This window comes from Siminovitchia terrae, assembly GCF_003605405.2.
Taxonomy (GTDB): domain Bacteria; phylum Bacillota; class Bacilli; order Bacillales; family Bacillaceae_C; genus Siminovitchia; species Siminovitchia terrae.
Map to the genome: position 1 here is coordinate 1 of NZ_QYTW02000021.1, position 17,268 is coordinate 17,268.

The 17,268-nt window shown below is 43.2% G+C and carries 17 protein-coding genes and 1 other annotated feature; all 17 genes read left to right on the top strand.

From position 1 onward, the window contains the following. The first annotated feature begins 824 nt into the window (after window positions 1-824). The 17 genes from D5F11_RS27850 to sigH all read left to right on the top strand — a co-directional run bounded on the left by D5F11_RS27850 (window position 825) and on the right by sigH (window position 17,208). Window positions 825-953, top strand: a complete 129-nt coding sequence (locus tag D5F11_RS27850) for a hypothetical protein (protein WP_281277099.1) — start codon at window positions 825-827, stop codon at window positions 951-953. Window positions 954-1,015: 62 nt separating this feature from the next. After that, complete coding sequence (locus D5F11_RS17710; RefSeq protein WP_120118069.1) at window positions 1,016-1,489, top strand: glutathione peroxidase; 474 nt, start codon at window positions 1,016-1,018, stop codon at window positions 1,487-1,489. A gap of 189 nt (window positions 1,490-1,678) precedes the next feature. Further along, window positions 1,679-2,140 (top strand): CtsR family transcriptional regulator, encoded by a 462-nt coding sequence (locus D5F11_RS17715; RefSeq protein WP_120118068.1) that lies wholly within the window; start codon window positions 1,679-1,681, stop codon window positions 2,138-2,140. A 20-nt stretch (window positions 2,141-2,160) separates the two neighbouring features. Further along, complete coding sequence (mcsA, locus tag D5F11_RS17720) at window positions 2,161-2,703, top strand: protein-arginine kinase activator protein McsA (protein WP_120118067.1); 543 nt, start codon at window positions 2,161-2,163, stop codon at window positions 2,701-2,703. After that, window positions 2,700-3,782, top strand: a complete 1,083-nt coding sequence (gene mcsB / locus D5F11_RS17725; protein ID WP_120118066.1) for a protein-arginine kinase McsB — start codon at window positions 2,700-2,702, stop codon at window positions 3,780-3,782. Before mcsA ends, mcsB begins: the two co-directional genes overlap by 4 nt. Before the next feature lies 1 nt (window position 3,783). Next, window positions 3,784-6,222: an ATP-dependent protease ATP-binding subunit ClpC gene (clpC, locus tag D5F11_RS17730; RefSeq protein ID WP_120118065.1), complete on the top strand. Its 2,439-nt coding sequence runs from the start codon at window positions 3,784-3,786 to the stop codon at window positions 6,220-6,222. A 389-nt stretch (window positions 6,223-6,611) separates the two neighbouring features. Beyond that, a complete protein-coding gene (gene radA, locus D5F11_RS17735; RefSeq protein ID WP_120118064.1) occupies window positions 6,612-7,982 on the top strand; it encodes a DNA repair protein RadA in 1,371 nt (456 codons plus the stop codon). 202 nt (window positions 7,983-8,184) lie between these two features. Further along, complete coding sequence (locus D5F11_RS17740) at window positions 8,185-9,285, top strand: PIN/TRAM domain-containing protein (RefSeq protein WP_120118063.1); 1,101 nt, start codon at window positions 8,185-8,187, stop codon at window positions 9,283-9,285. 17 nt (window positions 9,286-9,302) lie between these two features. Then, the gene (gene ispD, locus D5F11_RS17745) at window positions 9,303-9,992 is read left to right on the top strand and encodes a 2-C-methyl-D-erythritol 4-phosphate cytidylyltransferase (protein WP_120118062.1); all 690 of its coding nucleotides are present in this window, start codon (window positions 9,303-9,305) and stop codon (window positions 9,990-9,992) included. A 17-nt stretch (window positions 9,993-10,009) separates the two neighbouring features. After that, entirely contained in the window at window positions 10,010-10,492 is a 483-nt protein-coding gene (gene ispF, locus D5F11_RS17750) for a 2-C-methyl-D-erythritol 2,4-cyclodiphosphate synthase (RefSeq protein WP_120118061.1), read from the top strand. Window positions 10,493-10,840: 348 nt separating this feature from the next. Next, entirely contained in the window at window positions 10,841-12,301 is a 1,461-nt protein-coding gene (gene gltX, locus D5F11_RS17755; protein ID WP_120118060.1) for a glutamate--tRNA ligase, read from the top strand. A gap of 181 nt (window positions 12,302-12,482) precedes the next feature. Beyond that, window positions 12,483-12,715: a binding site (T-box leader), on the top strand. 47 nt (window positions 12,716-12,762) lie between these two features. Then, window positions 12,763-13,416, top strand: coding sequence for a serine O-acetyltransferase (cysE, locus tag D5F11_RS17760; RefSeq protein ID WP_120118058.1), 654 nt, complete (start codon window positions 12,763-12,765; stop codon window positions 13,414-13,416). Beyond that, on the top strand, window positions 13,413-14,810 hold the full coding sequence (gene cysS, locus D5F11_RS17765) for a cysteine--tRNA ligase (RefSeq protein ID WP_120118057.1): 1,398 nt from the start codon (window positions 13,413-13,415) through the stop codon (window positions 14,808-14,810). The genes cysE and cysS overlap by 4 nt, the downstream gene beginning before the upstream one ends. Continuing rightward, complete coding sequence (locus D5F11_RS17770; RefSeq protein ID WP_120118056.1) at window positions 14,807-15,232, top strand: Mini-ribonuclease 3; 426 nt, start codon at window positions 14,807-14,809, stop codon at window positions 15,230-15,232. Before cysS ends, D5F11_RS17770 begins: the two co-directional genes overlap by 4 nt. Further along, complete coding sequence (gene rlmB / locus D5F11_RS17775) at window positions 15,229-15,972, top strand: 23S rRNA (guanosine(2251)-2'-O)-methyltransferase RlmB (protein ID WP_120118055.1); 744 nt, start codon at window positions 15,229-15,231, stop codon at window positions 15,970-15,972. The genes D5F11_RS17770 and rlmB overlap by 4 nt, the downstream gene beginning before the upstream one ends. 4 nt (window positions 15,973-15,976) lie before the next feature. Then, window positions 15,977-16,486 (top strand): NYN domain-containing protein, encoded by a 510-nt coding sequence (locus tag D5F11_RS17780; RefSeq protein WP_120118054.1) that lies wholly within the window; start codon window positions 15,977-15,979, stop codon window positions 16,484-16,486. 71 nt (window positions 16,487-16,557) lie between these two features. Next, window positions 16,558-17,208: an RNA polymerase sporulation sigma factor SigH gene (sigH, locus tag D5F11_RS17785; RefSeq protein WP_120118053.1), complete on the top strand. Its 651-nt coding sequence runs from the start codon at window positions 16,558-16,560 to the stop codon at window positions 17,206-17,208. The last annotated feature ends 60 nt before the right edge of the window (window positions 17,209-17,268 follow it).

The following is a 17,268-nucleotide window of genomic DNA, read 5'->3' on the forward strand; positions in this document are numbered from 1 at the left end:
AAAAAATTCCCTTCCTCAGGCATTCGCACAATAGCATGCCGCTTTCGCACGATTCGCCCAGATTTCGCACAATAAGTGGTTCATAGCAAAAAACATGAACCAGAGGTTAAAATAATAACTAGTTCGAAGTAAAAAAACATGATCCAGAAGATAAAAGATGAAGAAATTCTCTTTTTCAGCCATTCGCACAATAACATGCCGTTTTCGCACGATAATGTCTAATTTCGCACGATAAAATGAAAAATCGCACGATAAACTCGATTTTCGCACGATTCGCCAGGATTTCGCACAATAACCGGTTCATAGCGAAAAACATGACCCAGAAGCTAAAGCAATAACCGATTCGAAGTAAAAAACATGTTCCAGAAGGTAAAAGATGAAAAAATTCTCTTCCTCAGGCATTCGCACAATAACATGCCGTTTTCGCACGATAATGTCTAATTTCGCACGATAAAATGAAAAATCGCACGATAAACTCGATTTTCGCACGATTCGCTAGGAATTCGCACAATAAGAGCGAAAAACTTGGGCCAGAGGCTAAAATAATAACTGGTTCGAAGCAAAAAAACTGGATCAGAGCTAGTTCGCAGTCAAAGACAGGGCTCACAGGTAAAATAAATTATGTAATTTCCTCCAAAATCCAAAGTTTGTCTCCTCGGGATGTTGAATGCTTAGCGCCTTCCTTTTGCTTTTGGGATCGTTGAACAGACTTAACAACTTGCTGTATTTCCCACTGCAATCATACATCATCTACAAAACTATCCTTTAAAAATAAAGCCTTTAACTTCATTCAGAAGAAGTCTCCCACATCTGTAAGTGGAGAAATGAATGCATATTGGTATTCCATTCAGTGGGGGTTCAAACCCCGGCTGAATAAAGTTAAAGCCTCCGGCGTATGCCACAGATTTTATCGAGCGGAGCGCGATAAAATCTGGGCAAAATTGATATCATAAAGATTGATTTCAACTAAATACTTTCCTAGAATTAAATGAACTACGCCTAGGAGGAAAAGGGTATGACGATATTTGACATTACTGTTCAAAGTACAGATAGTAAAGAAATTTCCTTAAGTGAATTTCAAGGGAAAGTGTTGCTTATTGTCAATACAGCTAGCAAATGCGGGTTTACTCCTCAACTTAAAGAGTTGCAGCAGCTTTATGATACATACAAAGATCAAGGTTTCATCGTTCTTGGTTTTCCGAGCGATCAATTTATGAAACAGGAATTTGATGATATTCAACAGACGTTGGATTTTTGCCAAAAGGATTATGGTGTGAGTTTCCCGATCTTTGCCAAAGTCCAAGTAAAAGGTGAGGGGGCTCATCCGTTATTCAGGTTTCTGGCCGATTCGAAGGAGGGTTTTGTGACAAAGGACATCAAGTGGAATTTTACAAAATTTTTGATCGATCGACAAGGCCGCGTTGTAAAGAGGTATGCGCCGCAGACAAGGCCTTTGAAAATTAAACAAGTCCTTGAGGATCTATTATAGAAAGGCAATTCCCAAAGTGTTGAGATCAATCCACATCCAAGTCTTTTGTCCTAATTTGCTTTTGGAAGTGTTGACTCCATGAAAAGATGGGTAAGATAAAATAACGTATTGATTGTCAATGGGGCCGTATATTTTGTATAATATAAGTCAAATATAGTCAAAGTCAAGCAAGGTAAGGAGGTGCTTGATGTGCGAAATATATCCGATATTATTGAAAATTATTTAAAGCAAGTTTTGGAACTAAGTGAAAGCGAAATCGTAGAAATAAAAAGAAGTGAAGTGGCAGATAAATTTCAATGCGTCCCATCCCAAATAAACTATGTCATTAACACCCGATTCACTATGGAAAGGGGATACATGGTAGAAAGCAAGCGAGGCGGGGGAGGCTATATTCGCATTTCAAAGGTTAGGCTGCATACTCAGGCTCATTTGCTTGATCAATTGAAGGTTTTAATTGGTCAAAAGATATCACAAAATAGAGCAGAGGATGTTGTCGTGAGGTTGTTGGAAGAAGGTATCATATCAGAACGTGAGGCGAAGATTATTTTAAATATGATTGACCGTTCTGTGTTGTATATAGATCTACCAGAAAGAGATGAATTAAGAGCCAGGATGCTGATGGCCATACTACGGACAATAAAATATGACTAGGAAAAAGGAGGAGGGCTTTGATGATTTGTCAAGAATGTAAAGAAAGGCCGGCCTCTCTGCATTTTACAAAAGTAGTGAATGGGGAGAAAACGGTTGTCCAACTATGTGAGCGATGCGCGCAGGAAAAGGGTGAAATGTTTCTGTTGGAAGGAGATTCGGGCTTTCCAATCAATGCCTTGCTTGCTGGGCTATTGAATCCATCCTTTCATAGTACTGCTTCTCACTCTGCGCTTGGAAGCCAGATTATCCAGTGTAATGTTTGCGGTATGACCTATCAGCAATTCGCGGATATTGGCCGTTTTGGTTGTGCCAACTGTTACAGTGCTTTTAGGGAACAGTTGATACCCATATTAAAAAGGTTGCATAGCGGAAACATAACTCATGGTGGAAAGGTTCCAACGAGGATTGGCGGATCCTTGCACTTGAAAAAGAAGATTAAGGAAAATAAAAACGAGCTTGCTGTTTTGATTGAACAAGAAGAATTTGAAAAAGCCGCAGAGATACGCGACCAAATCCGCTCCCTTGAAAAAAAATTAGCTGAAGGGGAGGAGAAAACGGAATGAGTCTCGAAAAGTTTCTTAATCAGGCTGTCAGTTCCTGGATGAGCTCAGAAGGCCCCGATTCTGATATTATTCTCAGCTCCCGGATAAGATACGCTAGGAATTTACGTAATTATATGTTTCCTACTTTGTTTACTAATGATGAAGCAAGGGAAATAATTAGCAAAACGAGAAGTATTTTTGAACAAAAAGCTAACAACGACTTTGGTAAACTAGAATTCTTGGAAATTGATGATTTGAAAGGTCTGGAAAAAAGGGTGCTGGTGGAAAAGCATTTGATCAGCCCACGCTTGGCTGAACATGCAACACATGGGGCTGTTTTGCTCTCAGAGCAGGAAGATATCAGCATCATGATCAATGAAGAGGATCATATCAGGATTCAATGTTTGTTCCCAGGCCTTCAAATAAGCGAAGCGCTGGAACGGGCAAATGTTATTGATAATACCCTAGAGGAAAGGATCGATTATGCATTCGATGAGAAGTTGGGATATTTAACAAGCTGTCCAACCAATGTCGGTACTGGGCTTCGGGCATCTGTTATGGTCCACTTACCTGCCCTTATTTTGACCCATCAAATGAACCGAATTATTCCAGCAATTAACCAACTGGGACTTGTGGTACGTGGCATTTACGGGGAAGGCAGCGAAGCTTTGGGAAATATTTTTCAAATATCCAACCAAATTACGCTAGGGAAGTCTGAAGAAGACATCATTGGTGATTTGATTAGCGTTGTCCAGCAAATAGTTGCGCAGGAAAGAGCAGCAAGAGAAGCGCTGGTAAAAACATCAAGCATTCAATTAGAAAATAAAGTTTTCCGTTCCTACGGAATTTTAGCGAATAGCAGGATTATTGAAACAAAAGAAGCTTCTGAATGTTTATCTGATGTCAGATTGGGCATAGATACAGGATATATTACTCATCTTTCCAGAAATATTTTAAATGAATTGATGATCTTGACTCAACCGGGGTTTTTACAACAATATGCAGGAGGGCCGCTTCGTCCTGTGGAACGAGATATCAAAAGGGCGGCATTGATACGGGAAAGATTGAAACTAGAAGAGAGTCGGACAGGAGGAGATTAGTATGATGTTTGGTCGTTTTACAGAGAGAGCTCAAAAAGTATTAGCCCTTTCACAGGAAGAAGCAGTTCGCCTTGGACACGGAAATATCGGAACTGAGCATATTTTACTGGGATTGGTCAGAGAGGGAGAAGGGATAGCGGCTAAAGCGTTATACGGACTCGGTCTGGGTTCGGAGAAGATCCAAAAAGAGGTAGAGAACTTGATTGGCCGCGGAAAAGACACATCCCAAACCATTCATTATACGCCGCGTGCGAAAAAAGTGATTGAATTGTCAATGGATGAAGCAAGAAAGCTCGGCCATTCATACGTTGGCACTGAACATATACTGCTTGGGCTCATTCGTGAAGGGGAAGGGGTTGCGGCAAGAGTATTAAATAATCTCGGTGTGAGCCTGAACAAAGCTCGCCAGCAGGTGCTGCAACTGTTGGGCAGCAATGAAGCAAGCAGCCACGGCGGAACTTCCGCAAGTGCCAATACTCCTACACTTGACAGCCTGGCAAGAGATTTAACAGCGATAGCGAGAGAAGGAACCCTAGATCCTGTTATCGGTCGTAATAAAGAGATCCAAAGGGTTATTGAAGTATTGAGCAGGCGCACCAAGAATAATCCGGTCCTCATTGGTGAACCCGGAGTTGGTAAAACTGCGATTGCAGAAGGTCTTGCACAGCAAATTATCAATAACGAAGTGCCTGAAACCCTCCGTGACAAGCGGGTGATGACACTTGATATGGGGACTGTCGTGGCAGGTACCAAATATCGTGGTGAGTTCGAAGACCGTTTGAAAAAGGTCATGGATGAAATCAGGCAGGCAGGTAATATTATTCTATTTATCGATGAACTTCATACATTGATCGGCGCAGGGGGAGCAGAAGGAGCTATTGATGCATCAAATATTTTAAAGCCGTCGCTTGCTCGTGGAGAACTACAATGTATCGGTGCTACAACTCTGGATGAATACCGTAAGTACATCGAAAAGGACGCTGCTCTAGAGCGGAGATTCCAACCCATACAAGTAGATGAACCGACAGTTGAAGAATCCATCCAAATATTGGAGGGGCTCCGTGATCGCTATGAAGCTCACCACAGGGTATCGATTACAAATGACGCAATTGAAGCAGCAGTAAAATTGGCAGACCGTTTTATTTCAGACCGTTTCCTTCCCGATAAGGCGATTGACCTAATTGATGAAGCAGGTTCCAAAGTTCGGCTTCGATCCTATACAACACCGCCAAATTTAAAAGAATTGGAAGTGAAGCTTGAATCCATCCGCAAAGAGAAAGATGCAGCCGTTCAAAGCCAGGAATTTGAAAAAGCTGCTTCTTTAAGGGATTCAGAGCAAAAGCTCCGCGAGGAGCTGGAAGAAACGAAGAAGACATGGAAAGAAAAACAGGGCCAGGAAAATACAGAAGTGACGGTCGAAGATATTGCACAAGTCGTATCAAGCTGGACTGGTGTTCCTGTATCCAAGCTTGCCTCAACGGAAACAGAAAGATTGTTAAAACTCGAAGAGATCCTGCATTCACGGGTTATCGGACAGGAAGAAGCAGTTAAATCTGTTGCAAAAGCGGTACGAAGAGCAAGGGCAGGGCTTAAAGATCCGAAGCGTCCGATCGGTTCCTTCATCTTCCTTGGGCCGACTGGTGTAGGTAAGACAGAGCTGGCAAGGGCGCTTGCAGAATCCATGTTCGGAGATGAGGATGCCATTATCCGCCTTGATATGTCCGAGTATATGGAAAAACATTCAACGTCTCGTCTTGTTGGATCGCCTCCTGGATATGTTGGGTTTGAAGAAGGCGGCCAGTTAACTGAAAAGGTACGTCGTAAACCATATTCTGTCATCTTGCTGGATGAAATTGAAAAGGCCCACCCTGATGTATTTAACATTTTACTTCAGGTATTAGAGGACGGACGCTTGACTGATTCGAAGGGAAGAACCGTCGACTTCCGAAACACTGTTCTCATTTTGACATCGAACGTTGGAGCACAGGCATTACAGCGCAATAAATATGTCGGCTTTGCCATTCAGGATGGAGAGCAGGATTATAAAGACATGAAAGGCCAGGTCATGGAAGAACTGAAAAAGGCATTCCGTCCCGAGTTTTTGAACAGGGTCGATGAAATCATTGTCTTCCATGCTCTGGAGAAACCGCACTTGAAGGAAATTGCTACGTTGATGGCCAATCAATTGATTTCCCGCTTGAAGGAGCAGGATATGGAGCTTGAGTTGACCGATGCAGCAAAAGATAAAATCACAGAAGAAGGATTCGATCCTGAATACGGAGCTCGTCCGCTCAGAAGGGCCATTCAAAAGTTTGTAGAGGACCGACTCTCAGAGGAACTGCTGAAAGGAACGATTAAGATGGGGCAAAAAGTCGTTGTTGACGTAGAGGACGGAGAATTCAAAGTAAGAGCAGCAAGAGAAGGGTCTGCTATTTCCTAATATCTTAGGGGTACATGGAGAACGGAGCCGTGTACCCCATCTTTGTTTGTCAGCTCTGACGGACAGAAGAATAGGGCATCTTAATATGAGTTTGACGATAAACAGGAAATGCCAATGTCCCTGAGCAACGGACAGGGGTAGCTGAGCATTAATTGTTGGCAGAAGCTCAAGCTTTCCAGAATGTGCGTTTTGAGACTGTCGGTGTCCGAACTCTTAAGATCACAAGCCTAAAAGAAAGTGCGTCAAAGCCCGTTCAAAAGGAAGCATCAAAGCAAGCTGAAAGCCTTCCCTCAGGTCTTTACGCTTTTGTTGTTGAATCATGCTGATTTGACATCTACCTGACACACAGGTCCTTTATAGTTAACAGATGAGAAGGGGGAAGAGAGTAATTGGCGAAGAAAAAGACAAAATTCATGTGTCAAAGCTGTGGATATGAATCCCCTAAATGGATGGGACGTTGTCCTGGCTGTGGAGAATGGAATCAAATGGTTGAAGAGGTGGAAATCACCGGAAAGGGTAGAAAAGGATCTCTAAGCCCATCTGATGAAGCGGGAGCTAAAGCGGCGCCGATTACCACCATTCAAACTGAAAATGAACCGAGGGTAGAGACAAAGCTAAAAGAGTTCAACCGTGTGCTGGGTGGTGGAGTTGTCTCCGGTTCTCTCGTGTTAATCGGCGGGGATCCGGGAATCGGGAAATCAACTCTGCTCCTGCAGGTATCCTCCCAACTGGCAGATACGGATAAAAAAGTGCTCTATATTTCCGGCGAGGAATCTGTCAAACAGACAAAATTAAGAGCGGACAGGCTTCATGTTTCTTCCCCCAGCCTTTATATCTATGCAGAAACGAATCTCGAATTTATTCACCAGACAATCTCAGATTTATCCCCGGATTTTGTAGTAGTCGATTCGATTCAAACCGTCTATCATCCTGAGGTCACTTCTGCACCAGGAAGTGTTTCTCAAGTTCGTGAATGTACCGCTGAGCTAATGAAAATTGCGAAGACGAAAGGAATCGCCATTTTCATAGTAGGGCACGTAACAAAAGAAGGAGCCATTGCCGGACCAAGGCTTTTGGAGCACATGGTGGATACTGTTCTGTATTTTGAAGGGGAAAGGCATCATACATATCGCATCCTTAGGGCGGTAAAAAACCGTTTCGGCTCAACAAATGAAATCGGCATTTTTGAAATGAAAGAGTTTGGCTTGGATGAAGTAGAAAATCCTTCAGAGATTTTTCTAGAAGAGAGGTCAAAGGGGACGTCAGGCTCAACGGTTGTTGCATCAATGGAAGGGACAAGGCCGGTGCTTGTGGAAATACAGGCGCTGATTGCGCCGACAAGCTATGGAAATCCACGCCGGATGGCCACCGGTATTGATCATAACCGAGTCTCCTTGTTGATGGCAGTATTGGAAAAACGGGTGGGGTTACTATTGCAGAACCAGGATGCCTATTTAAAAGTGGCTGGTGGAGTAAAGCTAGACGAGCCGGCGATCGATTTGGCTATAGCTGTGAGCATTGCATCAAGCTTCCGAGACCAGCCGACAAGACAAGCAGACTGCATCATCGGAGAAGTGGGATTGACCGGGGAAGTGCGGCGTGTCTCTAGGATTGAACAGAGAGTGCAAGAAGCTGCCAAATTGGGTTTTACCCGAGTCTTGGTTCCCGATAAAAATATTGGCGGTTGGAAAGTGCCCGAAGGAATTGAACTGATTGGTGTAGCAACAGTCGAAGAAGCGCTGCGACAAGCTTTTAATTGAGCTATGTGAATCATAATTGTTACAGAAGTGAAATAGACTCACTAAAGTCATTTTGCTAAAGTAGTAGTAAGTGGGCAGAACACACTAGAGTTATATTAGTATAATATTTTTGTGGGAAACAAGAATGATTCTATAATTAATTAGGGCCTTCATGTTTTTAAAATAGGTAAGTTGCTTATAATTAGGATAAGGAGGTGAGAGCATGTTAAAACGAATAGTTCAGGCGTGTTTTTTGCTTATTGGAGGAACTCTTGGTGTTTTCTTCGTTCCTGAACTTTTAAAATTGGCTTCTCTAGATCAAATCGTTTTAATTAATAATCCATTAGTAAATGCTCTTATAGGTGCTATCATACTTTATGTCATTACTTTTTGGGCGGTTGACCATGTTGTCCATTTTGTTAAATGGTTTGAAGATCGCATTGTCAAAGCCCCTGTCTCAGATATTTTATTTGGAAGTCTGGGATTGATATTCGGACTGATTATCGCCTTCCTGGCAGGACTGGCCATTAACCAGACTGAATTACCTATCGTAAATGAAGTGGTTCCAATATTACTGACCCTGCTGATGGGGTATCTTGGTTTTCAAGTCGGTTTTAAAAAGAAAGAGGAGTTAACAAGTTTCTTCTCCTTCAATCGTGCAAATAAAAAGAAAGAGGATCCAGAAGAGGCCGCCAATCAATCCAAGTACTCTTCAAGAAGGTTGAAAATCCTCGATACAAGTGTCATCATTGATGGAAGAATTGCAGATATATGCCAGACAGGCTTTTTGGACGGTGTTCTTGTTATCCCCCATTTTGTGCTTGCAGAATTGCAGCATATTGCGGATTCTTCGGACGCGTTGAAACGAAACCGTGGAAGGCGCGGACTTGATACATTGAACCGCATCCAGAAGGAAATCAACATCGAAGTGGAAATGTACGAAGGAGATTTTGAAGACGTTCAGGAAGTAGACAGCAAGCTTGTCAAACTGGCCAAGTTAATGAACGGAACAGTTGTCACGAATGACTTCAACTTGAATAAAGTGTGTGAAATCCAAGATGTTCCCGTATTGAATATCAATGATCTTGCAAACGCAGTAAAGCCGGTTGTATTGCCTGGGGAAGAGCTGAATGTCCAGGTCATTAAAGACGGTAAAGAATACAATCAAGGTGTTGCTTATCTTGACGATGGAACAATGATCGTTGTGGAAGAAGGAAGAGATTATATTGGCAAAAGAATTGATGTCATTGTCACAAGTGTTTTACAGACATCTGCGGGTCGAATGATTTTTGCCAAGCCAAAATTATTGGAAAAAGCTTTATAGGAACAGGAGAATTTTAGTTGGATTATCAGGTGATCATCCCCGCCGCGGGATCGGGAAAAAGAATGGGCGCAGGTCGAAATAAGCTATTCATTGAAGTTGCCAATCGGCCGGTCATCCTCCATACACTGGATGTGTTTGCATATGACCCCCACTGTAAAAAAATAATCCTGGTTGTTCAGTCGGGCGATGAAAGTCACTTCAAAGACATTCTGACTGGGCATCCAGGACATGAAAAAATCGAATTTGTTTTTGGCGGTGATGAGCGCCAGCACAGCGTATTTAATGGATTGAAAGCTGCCAGTGAACAGATCATTCTCGTTCATGACGGCGCCCGCCCTTTCATCCGCCAGCATACGATCAGCCGGCTTGTTCAGTCGGCACATGACAATGGAGCTGCGATAGCAGCTGTCCCTGTAAAAGATACAATAAAAAGAGCAGATCAGAATCAAGTGGTTGAGACAGTCGATCGATCGGGCTTGTGGCAAATTCAAACTCCACAAGCTTTTCGTTTGCCAATTTTAATGAGTGCACATAAGCAAGCCGAGGAACAAGGTTATTTAGGAACGGATGAAGCCTCTCTTGTTGAAAAAATCGGCCTGCCTGTCATGATTATAGAAAGTGACTACGATAATATTAAATTAACGACCCCCGAAGATTTGTATTTTGCCGAAGCTATTTTGGCAAAAAGAAAAATGGGGGATAAGTGAGGGGGAACAATAAATATATGTTTAGAGTTGGGCAAGGATTTGATGTACATGAGTTTGCAGAAGGCAGGCCTCTAATTATAGGCGGCATCCGCATTCCTCATGAACGGGGGCTCATTGGCCATTCAGATGCAGATGTCTTATTACATACAGTTGCCGATGCCTGCCTGGGAGCTATTGGAGAAGGCGACATTGGCCGGCATTTTCCAGATACAGACATGGCGAATAAGGATCTAGATTCCGCCCGCTTACTTGCGTATGTATGGCAGCTTGTAAAAGAAAAAGGTTATAAGCTCATGAACGTTGATTGCACAATTATGGCTCAGAAACCTAAAATGGCACCATATATTGAAGCGATGAGGGAGAGAATCGCTGAATTGCTTGAAGCGGACAAAGAACAGGTGAATGTAAAAGCAACGACAACAGAGCGCCTTGGATTTGTTGGGCGGGAAGAAGGCATTGCTTCGCAAGCTGTAGTTTTGATTACAAAATCGAATGATTAGAAGCGTCGGCTTTCAAGAACGCCAGTGTTATTGTAAAATAAAAGCAATAGCGTAGGTGCCTTTGGTGTGATAAAAGATAAGGAAGTGCGAGAGTATCTGTTTATCAGCGTGAAGCAAGGTGAACGCAAGAGGGCATAGTTAATTGGCAGCCGGATAACATGTCCGGCAGGCTTCAAACGCGATATCCTGTCGCTTCGCCTGCACTAGTACTTTCTGTACGTTGGAACGAATGTTTACTTGTCACAGGGGAGCACGAAGTCTGCTAGTTGAAGCTAGGCGCAATGTTTTTCTAGTCTAGACAATTCATCATACTAAAGCAACTATGGAAATATTGAGGAGGCATTACACATGTCAAATGACATAAGGGTACGTTACGCGCCAAGTCCTACAGGGCATCTTCATATAGGAAATGCACGTACTGCACTATTCAATTATTTATTTGCCCGCAATAAGGGTGGGAAATTCATCATTCGGATCGAAGATACGGACCAAAAAAGAAATATAGAAGGCGGAGAGCAGAGCCAGCTGACCTATTTGAAATGGCTGGGCATCGATTGGGATGAGAGCATTGACAAAGACGGAGGCTACGGCCCATACCGCCAATCGGAACGCAATGACATCTACCAAAAATATTATAATCAGCTTTTGGAGAGCGGACAGGCTTATAAATGCTACTGTACGCCGGAAGAATTAGAAGCGGAAAGGGAAGCGCAAATTGCCCGTAAGGAAATGCCGCGTTACTCTGGAAAATGCCGTCATTTAACAGCAGAAGAACAGCAAAAACTCGCAGCGGAAGGCCGCGAACCAAGCATTCGCTTCAAAGTTCCTTCTGGAAGAGAATTTGCTTTTAATGATATGGTTAAAAATAAAGTTTCGTTTGATTCCGATGGGATCGGTGATTTTGTCATCGTAAAAAAAGACGGCATTCCAACGTATAACTTTGCCGTTGCCGTTGATGACTATTTAATGGAAATCAGCCATGTTTTACGTGGGGATGACCACATATCCAATACACCAAAACAATTGATGGTTTATGATGCTTTTGGGTGGGAACCTCCGGTTTTTGGCCACATGACACTCATTGTCAATGAGAGTCGCAGGAAGCTCAGCAAGCGGGATGAATCAATCATCCAGTTTATCGAGCAGTATGCGGACCTAGGGTACATTCCAGAAGCTTTATTCAACTTTATTGCTTTACTCGGATGGTCGCCTGAAGGTGAGGAAGAGATTTTCTCAAAACAAGAATTAATCGACATTTTCGATGCCAATCGCTTGTCGAAATCCCCAGCTTTGTTCGACAAAAACAAGCTTGCTTGGACGAATAATCAGTACATGAAAAAGCAGGACTTGGATAGAGTTGTCGAATTTGCCATGCCGCATTTGAAAAAGGCGGGATTAGTCCCTGAACAGCCGACAGTGGAAGAAGAAAAATGGGCACGGAGCCTCATTGCTCTTTATCAAGAGCAGATGAGCTACGGAGCGGAAATCGTCGAGTTTTCCAAGCAATTCTTCCAGGATGATATTCAATTTGGCGATGAGGAAAAGGCTGTTTTAGAAGAGGAGCAAGTACAGGAAGTACTTCAGGCATTTTATCATCAGGTTTCGGAATTGGATTCGTTTGAAGCAAGCGAAATTAAAAAGGCCATGAAAGCCGTCCAAAAAGAAACCGGGCATAAAGGCAAGAAGCTGTTTATGCCAATCAGAGTTGCTGTTACAGGCGAAATGAGAGGCCCAGAGCTTCCGAATGCAATTGAATTGTTAGGGAAGCAAAAAGTAAAATTGCGGCTTGAGCGCTTGATTCAAGGATAAAAAAGACGCTTGTTAGGAAAGGCTTCAGTTTTGTCTAGCTCCAGCGCAAGGATTAGGCTGCTCCCGTGTAATGGCTGAGTACTGCTCCTTGGGAGTGATCTTGTGATTGTTTCCTAAGTCTGCTCGCCTTTGTGCTTTCCTATTAACATTTTGAACAAAATGTAATATATTATAGTCATAGTTAAAAGCAATGACGAGGAAAAGTAGGGAATCGATGCTAATCAGAGAGAACCGCCACTGGCTGAGAGCGGTTTGAGCTACTCGATTTTTGAACATGCACCTCGGAGCCTTACGTTGAACGGCTGTTGCCAATTAAACGCAAGCGGGTACCCTCCGTTACAAGGGATAAGTTGGGGTGTGAGAATGTTTTAAGACACCCAACCAGAGTGGAACCGCGCCGTAAGCGTCTCTGTATATAGAGACGCTTTTTTATTTTCGGAAAAAAGAGAGGAGTGATCACCATGTTCAAACGAATGAAGGAAGATATTGAAACAGTGTTTGATCAGGATCCGGCTGCCCGCACAAGCATTGAAGTCATCTTGACATATTCCGGCTTGCACGCCATTTGGGCTCACAGAGTTGCCCATGTATTCTTTAAAAGGAAGATGTTCTTTATTGCAAGGCTGATTTCACAGATTAACCGTTTTTTTACCGGGATAGAGATTCACCCGGGAGCGAAAATCGGCCGCCGTTTCTTTATTGACCACGGAATGGGAGTGGTAATTGGTGAAACTTGCGAAATCGGTGACGGCGTCACCGTTTACCAAGGGGTGACACTCGGAGGAACAGGGAATGAAAAAGGTAAGCGGCATCCAACTATTAAAGACAATGCTTTAATTGCAACTGGTGCGAAAGTCCTTGGCAACATTACTATTGGAGAAAACTCTAAAGTCGGCGGAGGCTCGGTCGTTTTAAAAGATGTTCCTCCGAATTCGACTGTAGTCGGGATTCCGGGGCGGGTTGTCGTTAGAGATGGAGTAAAGGTAAGGAAGGATCTGAACCACAGTGATCTGCCAGATCCGATTTCAGATAAATTGGTAACTATGGAGCAGGAAATTGCCCGCTTGAATATGGAGCTTTCAACCCTAAAGAAAGAGAGGAGTCATTCAGGATGACAATCAGAATTTACAACACATTGACACGGCAAAAAGAGGAGTTCGTTCCGCTCGAAGAAGGAAAGGTTAAAATGTATGTTTGCGGACCAACTGTTTATAACTATATTCATATTGGGAATGCCCGCCCGGCGATTATATTTGATACGGTCCGCCGTTATTTGGAATACAGGGGCTATGATGTCCATTATGTCTCCAATTTCACAGACGTTGACGACAAAATTATTAATGCGGCTAAAGAACTTCAAATGGACGCACTCACGCTTGCAAACCGGTTTGTTGATGCTTTTTTCGAGGATGTTCTTGCCTTGGGCTGCAAAAAAGCCGATGATCATCCAAGGGTGACGGAAAATATAGATGTCATTATCGAATTTATTGAAGTGCTCATTCAAAAAGGATATGCCTATGAATCTGGTGGAGATGTTTATTACCGAACAAGGAAATTTGAGGGGTATGGAAAACTGTCGCACCAATCGGTTGATGATTTGAAGGTCGGTGCCCGTATCCAACCTGGTGAATTGAAAGAAGATGCCCTTGATTTCGCCCTTTGGAAATCGGCAAAGGAAGGGGAAATCTTCTGGGATAGTCCATGGGGAGAAGGCCGCCCTGGCTGGCACATTGAATGCTCAGCAATGGCGAGAGAATACCTCGGTGACACAATCGATATTCATGCGGGGGGGCAGGATTTGACTTTCCCTCACCATGAAAATGAGATAGCCCAATCTGAAGCCATGACTGGAAAGCTTTTTGCCCGCTATTGGATGCATAATGGCTATATTAATATCGACAATGAAAAGATGTCTAAATCACTCGGGAATTTTGTGTTGGTCAATGACATCATCAAGCAAATCGATCCGCAGGTTCTAAGATTTTTCATGCTGTCTGTACATTACCGAAATCCGATCAACTACTCAGAAAATCTCGTAGCGGATGCAGGTGCTGGACTTGAAAGGCTGAAGACGTCTTACCAAAACTTGAAACACCGGCTTGAAACAAGCGCTGACCTAGCGGGTGATGGGCAGGAATGGATAGATAAAATAAAAGCTCTACATCAGGAGTTCATAGACAAGATGGATGATGACTTCAATACAGCTGATGGTATCTCTGTCCTCTTCGAACTGGCAAAGCAAGCTAATTATTATTTAATGGAGAAAAATACATCTGTTGCTGTTATCCAGGCATTCATGGCGGAATTTGAAGATTTGTTCCCTGTATTGGGGCTTGAACTGGAAACGGAAGAGCTGCTGGATGAGGATATCGAACAACTCATTGAACAACGGAACCAGGCCAGAAGGGATCGCAATTTCCAACTGGCAGATCAAATCCGCGACCAGCTAAAAGACATGAATATCATTTTGGAAGACACGGCACAAGGCACTAGGTGGAAGCGGGGATGACCATGAATCTTCCGCCAAAAGTGGATTATAAACAGTTGAATAGTTTGGCACTCGCCTATATGGGCGATGCTATTTATGATGTTTTCATTCGCGGCTGTTTGTTGGAAAACGGGAAAACAAGGCCTAATAAGCTTCATTTGGAGGCCACTCGCTACGTTTCAGCAAAAGCACAGGCGGCCGCTTTGAAGGTATTGATCGATACCGACTTTTTATCAAAGGAAGAACTCGAAATTGCCAGGCGGGGCAGAAACGCCAAGTCAGGAACGGTCCCCAAAAACACCGATGTTCAAACATACAGGCACAGCACTGCTTTGGAGGCGTTGATTGGCTGGCTATACTTGGCAAATAAGCAAGAACGTTTGGAAGAGTTGATTGAAAAAACCATCGAAGTTATAAATCAAGAAAGAGGAGGAGCTATATGAGCCAGCAGTGGATTGCAGGGAAAAACCCCATATTGGAAGCACTCAGGTCGGAACGAGACATTCATAAAATCTTGATAGCTGAAGGATCCCAAAAAGGGCAGATGCAAGCCATCGTTAAGCTGGCCAAAGAAAAACGGGTCCAGATTCAATATGTCCCAAGAAAAAAAATCGATCAGATGACTGAAGAAAACCACCAAGGTGCCATCGCGGAAGTGGCCGCCTATCGGTATGCTGATTTGGAAGAGCTGTTCGAGCAGGCAGCATTAAAGGGAGAAGATCCCTTTTTCCTTATACTGGACGAGCTCGAGGATCCGCATAATCTCGGCTCCATTCTAAGGACAGCGGATGCAGCGAGTGTTCATGGAATCATTATCCCGAAAAGGCGGGCAGTTGGTCTGACATCAACGGTTGCGAAACTATCGACTGGTGCGATTGAACATATACCGGTTGCGCGCGTAACGAATCTTGCTAGAACAATTGATGAGTTAAAAGACCGGGGCATTTGGATCTTTGGGACGGATGCTGAAGAAAGTACGGATTACCGCCAGATGGACGCTTCCCTTCCTCTTGCCGTTGTCATTGGCAGCGAAGGCAAAGGAATGAGCCGGTTGGTTAAAGAAAAATGCGATTTTCGGATACATTTACCAATGGCTGGGCACGTAACATCATTAAACGCTTCTGTGGCGGCTGCTCTTTTGATGTATGAAGTATACCGCAAGCGCCAGCCGTTGGAGAGGTGAGTACATGGATATTTTGATCGTCGACGGTTACAACATGATCGGTGCCTGGCCCGAGCTTGTTCAACTAAAGCAAAAGGATTTGGCGGAGGCAAGGGACAGGCTCATAGAAATATTGGCAGAGTATCAGGGGTTTACTGATTTCAAAGTGATTGTTGTTTTTGATGCTTATGATGTAAAAGGGATTGAAAAAAAATATACGAAGCATCGCGTTGATGTGATTTATACAAAGTCGGAGGAGACTGCCGATGAACGGATTGAAAAATTGGCTAATGAGCTAAACACCCGTACAACGCAAGTTTATGTGGCTACTTCTGATTTTACTGAACAGTGGGCGGTTTTTGGACAGGGAGCTCTGAGGATATCAGCCCGAGAGTTGTTGGAGGAAATATTAGACACAGAACGCAGAATTGAAAAGAAGGTCGAAAAAACGCAAGAAAAGGCTCCTTTACGCAGGATAAATTTAAGTCAGGATATGACAGAAATCTTTGAAAAGTGGAGACGAGGAAAAAAATGATTGGTTGACGTTAGAAAATTCTGTCATGTATAATAATTCTATCGACGGTTTTACAGGAGCGGGGGATCAGAGTGATTTCATACATTAAACTAGATAAAGACACAGCTTTTGATTTGCTGGAAGATGAAGCGCTGATTGAACTGGTACACAAAGGTAATAGTGAAGCTCTTGATTATCTAATTAAAAAATACCGTAATTTTGTAAGGGCGAAAGCCCGGTCCTATTTTCTGATAGGAGCGGACAATGAAGATATTGTACAGGAAGGCATGATTGGGCTTTATAAAGCAATCCGTGATTTTAAGGAAGAAAAACTCGCCTCATTCAAAGCTTTTGCTGAACTTTGCATTACGAGACAAATCATTACCGCCATCAAAACTGCTACCCGTCAAAAACATATTCCACTTAACTCATATGTTTCCTTGGACAAGCCCATTTATGATGAAGAATCAGACCGGACACTCATGGATGTCATTTCCGGAGCAAAAACCATGAATCCGGAAGAACTACTCATTCATAGGGAAAGGTTTAATAGTATAGAAGATAAAATGACAGAACTGCTAAGTGATTTGGAAAGGAAAGTGCTTGCCCTTTATTTGGACGGGCGCACTTACCAGGAAATTTCCTATGAGCTAGACCGGCATGTGAAATCGATCGATAATGCTCTCCAAAGGGTGAAAAGAAAGCTGGAACGCTATTTGGAATTGCGTGAAATCACTTTTTGAACGCCGTACGCCATATTGACGATACTTTCTTTTCGTGGTATTTTTTAAAAGATATGTTGA

Coding starts and splice junctions, on each gene's coding strand:
- D5F11_RS27850 (WP_281277099.1), top strand. CDS start 825: ATGAATGCATATTGGTATTCCATTCAGTGGGGGTTCAAACCCCGGCTG.
- D5F11_RS17710 (WP_120118069.1), top strand. CDS start 1,016: ATGACGATATTTGACATTACTGTTCAAAGTACAGATAGTAAAGAAATT.
- mcsA (WP_120118067.1), top strand. CDS start 2,161: ATGATTTGTCAAGAATGTAAAGAAAGGCCGGCCTCTCTGCATTTTACA.
- mcsB (WP_120118066.1), top strand. CDS start 2,700: ATGAGTCTCGAAAAGTTTCTTAATCAGGCTGTCAGTTCCTGGATGAGC.
- clpC (WP_120118065.1), top strand. CDS start 3,784: ATGATGTTTGGTCGTTTTACAGAGAGAGCTCAAAAAGTATTAGCCCTT.
- D5F11_RS17740 (WP_120118063.1), top strand. CDS start 8,185: ATGTTAAAACGAATAGTTCAGGCGTGTTTTTTGCTTATTGGAGGAACT.
- ispF (WP_120118061.1), top strand. CDS start 10,010: ATGTTTAGAGTTGGGCAAGGATTTGATGTACATGAGTTTGCAGAAGGC.
- gltX (WP_120118060.1), top strand. CDS start 10,841: ATGTCAAATGACATAAGGGTACGTTACGCGCCAAGTCCTACAGGGCAT.
- cysE (WP_120118058.1), top strand. CDS start 12,763: ATGTTCAAACGAATGAAGGAAGATATTGAAACAGTGTTTGATCAGGAT.
- cysS (WP_120118057.1), top strand. CDS start 13,413: ATGACAATCAGAATTTACAACACATTGACACGGCAAAAAGAGGAGTTC.
- D5F11_RS17770 (WP_120118056.1), top strand. CDS start 14,807: ATGACCATGAATCTTCCGCCAAAAGTGGATTATAAACAGTTGAATAGT.
- rlmB (WP_120118055.1), top strand. CDS start 15,229: ATGAGCCAGCAGTGGATTGCAGGGAAAAACCCCATATTGGAAGCACTC.
- D5F11_RS17780 (WP_120118054.1), top strand. CDS start 15,977: ATGGATATTTTGATCGTCGACGGTTACAACATGATCGGTGCCTGGCCC.